The sequence below is a fragment of the Streptomyces huiliensis genome, assembly GCF_020037025.1.
Classification (GTDB): domain Bacteria; phylum Actinomycetota; class Actinomycetes; order Streptomycetales; family Streptomycetaceae; genus Streptomyces; species Streptomyces huiliensis.
This window is the reverse complement of the sequence record NZ_JAIQLH010000294.1, coordinates 1-6,245: the sequence shown is the minus strand read 5'-3', so window position 1 is coordinate 6,245 and position 6,245 is coordinate 1. Positions and strand designations below refer to the sequence as shown.

At 77.2% G+C, this 6,245-nt stretch carries 7 protein-coding genes; 2 read left to right on the top strand and 5 right to left on the bottom strand.

Translation table 11 applies throughout. The features are described from left to right. A partial coding sequence (locus JNW98_RS31525) for a DUF2267 domain-containing protein (RefSeq protein WP_223771723.1) occupies positions 1 to 282 on the bottom strand: 282 nt, incomplete at its 3' end. A 107-nt stretch (positions 283 to 389) separates the two neighbouring features. Further along, positions 390 to 824 carry an Hsp20/alpha crystallin family protein gene (locus JNW98_RS31520; RefSeq protein WP_223771722.1) on the bottom strand — a complete coding sequence of 145 codons (435 nt, stop codon included), beginning with the start codon at positions 822 to 824 and terminating at the stop codon, positions 390 to 392. A gap of 125 nt (positions 825 to 949) precedes the next feature. Here JNW98_RS31520 and JNW98_RS31515 point away from each other — a divergent pair, with 125 nt between their 5' ends. After that, positions 950 to 1,648: a type III effector protein gene (locus JNW98_RS31515; protein WP_223771721.1), complete on the top strand. Its 699-nt coding sequence runs from the start codon at positions 950 to 952 to the stop codon at positions 1,646 to 1,648. A 55-nt stretch (positions 1,649 to 1,703) separates the two neighbouring features. Here the strand turns inward: JNW98_RS31515 and JNW98_RS31510 are convergent, their stop codons facing one another. After that, entirely contained in the window at positions 1,704 to 1,886 is a 183-nt protein-coding gene (locus tag JNW98_RS31510; protein WP_171171447.1) for a tail-anchor membrane protein, read from the bottom strand. 289 nt (positions 1,887 to 2,175) lie between these two features. Between JNW98_RS31510 and JNW98_RS31505 the strand changes: the two genes are divergently transcribed. Next, entirely contained in the window at positions 2,176 to 5,088 is a 2,913-nt protein-coding gene (locus tag JNW98_RS31505) for an SCO1167/SCO6262 family helicase (protein WP_223771720.1), read from the top strand. Between the two features lie 12 nt (positions 5,089 to 5,100). Here the strand turns inward: JNW98_RS31505 and JNW98_RS31500 are convergent, their stop codons facing one another. Both JNW98_RS31500 and JNW98_RS31495 read right to left on the bottom strand, forming a co-directional pair. Next, positions 5,101 to 5,634 carry an NUDIX hydrolase gene (locus tag JNW98_RS31500; protein WP_223771719.1) on the bottom strand — a complete coding sequence of 178 codons (534 nt, stop codon included), beginning with the start codon at positions 5,632 to 5,634 and terminating at the stop codon, positions 5,101 to 5,103. Between the two features lie 157 nt (positions 5,635 to 5,791). After that, a partial coding sequence (locus tag JNW98_RS31495) for a hypothetical protein (RefSeq protein ID WP_223771718.1) occupies positions 5,792 to 6,245 on the bottom strand: 454 nt, incomplete at its 5' end.

Here is a 6,245-nt window from a genome sequence, read left to right as displayed (position 1 = left end):
GGCGCCGGTGTCCCACAGGGCCGTCTCCTCGGTCGCCCCCTCGATCCAGGCCGCCGCCGCGCGGACGAACCGCTCCGGGCCGAGCGGTTCGGCGGCCGGCAGCGGGTTGAGGAGGATCAGGGCGTAGGTCTCGGGCAGGCACGCGGCCAGCCGGTTCCGCTCCTCTCCCACGAGGTGCGCGCCGAGCAGCGCGAGGACGACCCGGGCCGCCCGGTCCGCCTCCTGCCGCGACGCGTACGCGCCTCGCTCCCGGACCGCGTCCAGGAACGCGTCGTGCCTCATGTGCGTCACCGCCGCCTCCTCGGGTGCGCGCCCGGCGGGCGGGCCGGGCCCGGCCCGCCGCGCGCTGTATGCGGTGCTTCCGGTTCGGCTTCCTGTTCGGCCGCCGGTCAGCCGCTGATCTGCTTGGGCTGCTCCCCGCCCGTGATGGTGATCTTGCGGGGCTTGGCGCGCTCGGCGATCGGGATGCGCAGGGTCAGCACACCCGCCTCGTAGTCGGCCTTGATGCGCTCGGTGTCGAGGGTGTCGGCGAGCATCAGCTGGCGGGAGAAGACGCCCAGCGGCCGCTCGGACAGCTCCATCTGCACGCTGTCCGCCTTCACCGCGGGCCGCCGCTCGGCCTTGACGGTCAGCATGTTGCGCTCGACGTCGATGTCGATGGCGTCCGTGGAGACGCCGGGCAGGTCCAGGGCGATCACGTACTCGTCGCCCTCCCGGTAGGCGTCCATCGGCATCGGGGACGGCCTCGACCAGGTACCGGACGTCCCCAGGAGCTGCTGGGTGAGCCGGTCGAGCTCACGGAACGGGTCGGTGCGCATCAACATCGGGAAACACCTCCACTGGTTCGGGCACTCGCCAATGCGCTTCACCTGCTTCCGTTGTAGCATGTCATCCGAACGATGACAACCGCGATGTCGTCAGAAGGGTGACATCCGGAAGGGAGGCCGCAGTGTCCGACACAGCCGACCGCTCGGAGGCGCCCGCGCAGCCGGGCCCCGCCTCGCTCCTGGCCGCCGCCGCGGCCCTCGGCACCATCGACCGCGCCGTGCGCGGCGCCGGGACGGGGACACCGGAGGACGGGAGCGAACGCGGGGACGATCCGAGTGCCGGGCCGACCCGCGTGGAACAGGCCCTGGCCACGCTGCTCCTGCTGCGCGAAGTGCGCCACCAGCTCGCCGAATGGGAGCCCGGCTTGATCGAGGCGGCCCGCGAGGCGGGCGCCAGCTGGGCCGATCTCGCCCGCCCGCTCGGCGTCACCAGCCGCCAGGCGGCCGAGCGCCGCTACCTGCGGCTCCGTCCGGACGTCACGGGCGCCACCGGCGAGGAACGCGTCAAGGCCACCCGCGACCGCCGCGCCGCCGAGCGCAGCGTCACCGCCTGGGCCCGCGACAACGCGGCCGACCTGCGGCGGCTCGCCGGGCAGATCACCTCGCTCCCCGGACTTCCCGCGGCGGCCGCCACCCCCATCGGCCGGCTGAGCCACGCCCTGGCCCAGGACGACGCGGCCCACCTCGTCGGCGCCCTGGCCGACACCCACCCGCACCTGCGCGACGGCCACCCGGACCTCGCCGCGCGCGTGGACGCCGTCACCCGGCACACCGACCGGCTGCGCGAGGACAGCGATGTGCGCCGCCGTCAGCCGGACTGACGGCGCCGGCCTCCGGCGCGGTCAACGCACCGGCGCCGCGGTCGCCGCACCGGCGCTAGCGCCCCAGCTCCTTCCGCGACACCCGGCGCAGCCGCTTGCGCTGCGCGGGGTCGAGCAGGAGGTACGCGCCGACGGGCACGCCCACCATCACCAGCACCGCCAGCCAGAAGGGCAGCACCAGCAGGAGGAGCGCTCCCACCGCCACACCGCCGACGGCGACCTTCGCCCTACCGCTCATGTCCGTGCCTCCTCGCGATCCGACAGATCCGACCCGACCGGTCCGACCGATCCGACCGGTCCGACCGGTCCGAGCGATCCGACCGATCCGACCGATCCGACTGCTCCGACCGGTCGCCACGCCCGGACAACGCCCGGCGTCCGCACCCGGTTCCCCCGTCCAGTGTGCCCCCGGATCCCCGGCACGACCCGCCTCGCGGACGGTTCCGGCCCGCCGCCCTGTACCCTCGGCGGCCCCCGGCCGCATCCGTGCCGGGCCGACCGACCAGCTCCGAGGAACCCGCCGCTCCGTGCCTCCGCCCACCGCCGTGACCTCCGCCGAGGCCACCCTGCTCGCCCGCTGCTCCGCCGCCTTCCTCCCGGCCGCGCCGCCCCGCGCGGGCCGTGTGGCCTTCTGGCGACCGGACGACGGCATGGCCCCCGGGGCACGCGGGCCCGTGGAAGAGCTGACGGTGGCCGTCCCGGGCGGCGCGGACCCCGCTCCGACCACCGTGAGCGCCCTGGTCCTGCCCGTACGCGACGCCCTGCCCGCGCTCACCCGCGCCCGCGCGGCCGGGACCGACGAGGTCACCGCCTTCTGGGGCGCCGCAGCCGTGCTCGCCCTCCAACTGGCCGCGCGCGGAAGGCTGTTCCCGGAGACGGGTGTCACGACGCCTCTCGCCCCCGAAGACCTCCGGCGCGTCCGCGAGCTGGCCGCCGCCATGCCGCCCGCCGCCCGCGCGGCGGCGGCGCGGGCGACAGCGGACCTCCTGCCCGCGCCCGAACCGGAGCCGCTGCTCCGCTCCTTCCTCGGCGCCGTCGCCGACGGCCTGCCCCGCTCCCCCGCCCTCGTCTCCGCCGCCGCCGTCCCAGCTCCACGGCACCGGCCCGCCCTCAGCCCGCCGCCCCCGAAGGAACCGGCGAAGGAGCCCGCACCGGAAGCCCCCGCCACGCCCGTCCGGCTGTCCCTCCGCGTCGAGGCCCACGGCCTGACGGCGACCGGCGTCCACGACGCGGGCCCCCGCCTCCGGGCCGTCCTCCAGGTGCACGACCTCGCCGACCCGGCGCTGGTCGCCGACGCCACCGACCTGTGGGCCGGCGCCTCGCCCCTCGGCCCGGGTGCCCGGGCCGGCGCCCGGCTCGCCCTCCGCCGCGCCGCCCGCGCCTGGCCCGCCCTGAAGCCGCTGCTGCCGGCTACCGCCCCCGGCGCCCTCGACCTGTCCGACGCCGAGACCGTCGAGCTGCTGAGCTCCGCCGCCACGGCCCTGGACGCCGTCGGCGTCGAGGTCCACTGGCCGCGCGAGCTCGCCCGCACCCTCACCGCGCACGCCGTCGTCGGCCCGCCGGAGGACGCCGACGGGCCGGCACGCCCGGATCAGCGCTCGAACCGACGCCCGGATCAGCACCCCTACCGGCGCCCGGCCGGGCCGTCCGCGTTCTCCGCCGACGCCCTGCTGGAGTTCCGCTGGCGCCACTCCCTCGGCGGCGCCGAGCTGAGCCGTGCCGACCTCGACCGGCTCGCCGAGGCCCGCCGCCCGGTGGTCCGGCTGCGGGACCGGTGGGTGCTGGTCGACCCGGCGGCCGTCCGCCGCGCCCAAGCCCGGCGCCCGCGCACGGTCACCCCGGTCGAGGCCCTGGGCATCGCCCTCACCGGCCGGGCCGCCACCGGGGAGGACCCCGCCGAGACGGTGGAGGTCAGCCCGGTCGGCCCCCTGGCCGACCTGCGGGACCGCATCGCCGACCCCGACGCCGCCCGCCGGGAACCGCCGCCCCACCCCGCCGGGCTCGCCGCCACCCTGCGCGACCACCAGCTCCACGGCCTCGCCTGGCTCGACCGCATGACCTCGCTCGGCCTCGGCTGCTGCCTGGCCGACGACATGGGTCTGGGCAAGACCGTCACGCTCATCGCCCTGCACCTGCACCTGCACCACCGCGCCGGCACCGTGACGGCGGGCCCGACGCTCGTCGTCTGCCCCGCCTCCGTCCTGGGCACCTGGCAGCGGGAGATCGAACGCTTCGCCCCCGGCGTCCCCGTCCGCCGCTTCCACGGCACGTCCCGCTCCCTGGACGCCCTGGCGCCCGACGCGTTCGTCCTCACCACGTACGGCACGATGCGCCGGGCCGCCGACGACCTGAAGGCCACCGCGTGGGGCCTGGTGGTCGCCGACGAGGCCCAGCACGTCAAGAACCCGCACTCCGCCACGGCCCGCGCCCTGCGTGCCATCGGCGGAAAGGCGCGCGTCGCGCTCACCGGCACCCCCGTGGAGAACGACCTCACCGAGCTCTGGGCCATCCTCGACTGGACGACCCCCGGCCTCCTCGGCCCGCTGGACGCCTTCCGCCGGCGCCACGCCCGCGCCGTCGAGTCCGGCACCGACCCGGACGCGGCCCGGCGCCTCGCCGCGCTCGTCCGCCCGTTCCTGCTGCGCCGCCGCAAGACCGACCCGGGCATCGCGCCCGAGCTCCCGCCCAAGGCGGAGGCCGACCGCGTCGCCCCGCTGACGCCCGAACAGGCCGGTCTGTACGAGGCGGTGGTGCGCGAGCGGCTCGCCGAGATCACCGAGGCCGACGGCCCCCGGCGGCGCGGACTGGTCGTCAGGCTCCTGACGAGCCTGAAGCAGATCTGCAACCACCCGGCCCAGTTCCTGAAGGAGGACCCGGGCGCGGCGCCCCGCCTCGCGGGCCGCTCCGGCAAGATCGACGTGCTCGACGGGCTGCTCGACACCGCCCTCGCCGAGGGCGCGGCCGTGCTCGTCTTCACCCAGTACGTACGGATGGCCCGGCTGCTCGAACGGCACCTCGCCGACCGCGGCGTGCCCGCGCGCCTGCTGCACGGCGGCACTCCCGTGGCCGCCCGGGAGGAGCTGGTCCGGCGCTTCCAGAACGGCGAGGTGCCCGTCCTCCTCCTGTCGCTGCGCGCGGCGGGCACCGGGCTGACCCTCACCCGCGCCGAGCACGTCGTGCACTTCGACCGCTGGTGGAACCCCGCCGTCGAGGACCAGGCCACCGACCGCGCCCACCGCATCGGCCAGACCAGGACCGTACGGGTGCACCGGCTGGTCACCGAAGGCACGGTCGAGGACCGGATCGCCGAACTGCTGCGCCGCAAGCAGGCGCTGGCGGACGCCGTCCTGACGGCCGGGGACGGCGGAGTCGCCCCGCTGACCGAACTGAGCGACGCCGAACTGGCCGAACTCGTGACGCTCCGGGAGCCGCACCCCTGACGCCCCCAGGGGTCACCTCACCTCTTCGTCCTCCAGGTACACGGCCGCCTCCAGCCGCCCCGCCGCCGCCTCGACCGCGGCCGTGACGAGCGCCGGAAGCGGCGCGTCCGTACCGTCCACGGGCTCGCCGGGGGCCCACCAGCACGCGTCCAGGGCCTCTTCCTCCTGCAGGCGGAAGTCGGCGAACCGGTCGGTGGGGACGTCCATGGCGAAGACGAAGTGCAGGGCGTCGGCGGTCCGCCGCAGCGGGCCGAACCAGGTGCCGGGCCGCGCGTGCCGGACGAGCAGCAGCCGGCCGGCCGTGCCGCGCAGACCGGTCTCCTCCCGCACCTCCCGCACGGCGGCCTCCTTGGGCGTCTCCCCCGGCTCCACCCGGCCCCCGGGCAGCGTCCACACGCCCGCGCGGGCGTGGAGCAGCAGGAGCACCCGCCCGTCGTCCCGGCGGATCAGCCCCCACGCGCCGGCCCTGAACCGCCCCTCGTCGTCCGGCCCGCTCACCGGACGCCCCCGCTCGTCACCCGCCTCGACCGTATCGCTCGTCCTCATCAACCGCCCCTCCCCCGGCCCGGCCACCGGCGCACGGTGCGACGGTCCCGGACCGGCGCTCACAGTAGCGCCGGGCGCCGGCCGGGCGCCGGGTGTTTCAGGGCGCCCGACAGGTGGCGCCCGACAGGTGGTCACCTCGCCGGCCAGGGACGTCGCCTCACCGCGCCCCGACCGCCGACACGCCGCCGGGCAACCCGGGCGGCAGGGCCGTCGGGAGCGCGGTCGGCAGGCGCGGAATCCGGGTCGGGAAGCCGGTGGGCAGCTCCGTCGGGAACCCGGAGGGCAGCCGGGACGGGAAGCCCGAGGGCAGCCGGGACGGGAGGCTCGTGGGGAACCGGCTCGGCAGGGACGTGGGGAACCGGCTCGGCAGGGACGTGGGGAACCGGCTCGGCAGGGACGTGGGGAACACGTCCCGCGACGGGCCCGCGGAGGCGCCGGCCGTCGGCGTGCCGTCCGGTGCGGGCCGGTCGCGGTCGTCCTTCGCGACCAGCGCGACGGCGAGCCCGACGCCGCCCACCAGCACCCCGACGAGCGCGCCGAGCAGGAGCCACCGCCGGCGCGAACCGCCCCCGCCCTCCCCGCCGTCCGCGCCGTCCCCCGAGCCCGCCCCG

Coding starts and splice junctions, on each gene's coding strand:
- JNW98_RS31500 (WP_223771719.1), bottom strand. CDS start 5,634: ATGAGGACGAGCGATACGGTCGAGGCGGGTGACGAGCGGGGGCGTCCG.
- JNW98_RS31520 (WP_223771722.1), bottom strand. CDS start 824: ATGTTGATGCGCACCGACCCGTTCCGTGAGCTCGACCGGCTCACCCAG.
- JNW98_RS31510 (WP_171171447.1), bottom strand. CDS start 1,886: ATGAGCGGTAGGGCGAAGGTCGCCGTCGGCGGTGTGGCGGTGGGAGCG.